The organism is Pseudomonas sp. O39, from assembly GCF_045447295.1.
Classification (GTDB): domain Bacteria; phylum Pseudomonadota; class Gammaproteobacteria; order Pseudomonadales; family Pseudomonadaceae; genus Aquipseudomonas; species Aquipseudomonas antarctica_A.
Map to the genome: position 1 here is coordinate 1 of NZ_JBJGXV010000070.1, position 578 is coordinate 578.

The 578-nt window shown below is 52.1% G+C and carries 1 protein-coding gene; it reads right to left on the minus strand.

What is annotated here, in order from left to right:
• Window positions 1–148 precede the first annotated feature (148 nt).
• Window positions 149–578 (minus strand): transposase (locus ACI77D_RS29335; protein ID WP_407018101.1); only part of this gene is annotated, 430 nt, incomplete at its 5' end.

The window sequence follows — 578 nt, forward strand, 5'->3', positions numbered from 1 at the left end:
CTAGGGAAGGTCTGAAGTAGGCATGCGTTTTCAACGGCCCCGTTGCTTGAGGCTCAAAAAATGTCGACTCAATCGAAAATCAGTCCTTTTCCTCTATCAGTTCCTCTTTTTTCTGCGTACAAGCGGTTTTCAGCGCTCATTGTCCGCATTACAGACGCACCTCTCCTGTATTCAGCAGTCGTTTTCGCATCATCCACAGGTTCGACAGAGCAAACAGCGTGGTCTGTTGCGCCGTGTTTTTCAGCAGGCCTCGGAAGCGTACTTTCGTATAACCAAACTGGCGCTTGATCACCCGAAACGGATGCTCAACCTTGGCGCGCAGTTGAGCTTTCGCGTATTCGATTTTGCGACGCATGCGACCGATCAGGCTCTTCTTAGCATGCTGTTTATAACTGCTGGGCCGAGCGGCAATTGACCAGATCATTTGGCGATCTTGATGCTCGGGGCGCTTTTCGACGCCGGTGTAACCGGCATCGCCAGAGACGTAAGTTTCTTCTCCGTGCAGTAACTGATCGACCTGGGTTACGTCCGCCACATTCGCCGCAGTGCCCACTACGCTATGTACCAAACCGGATTCT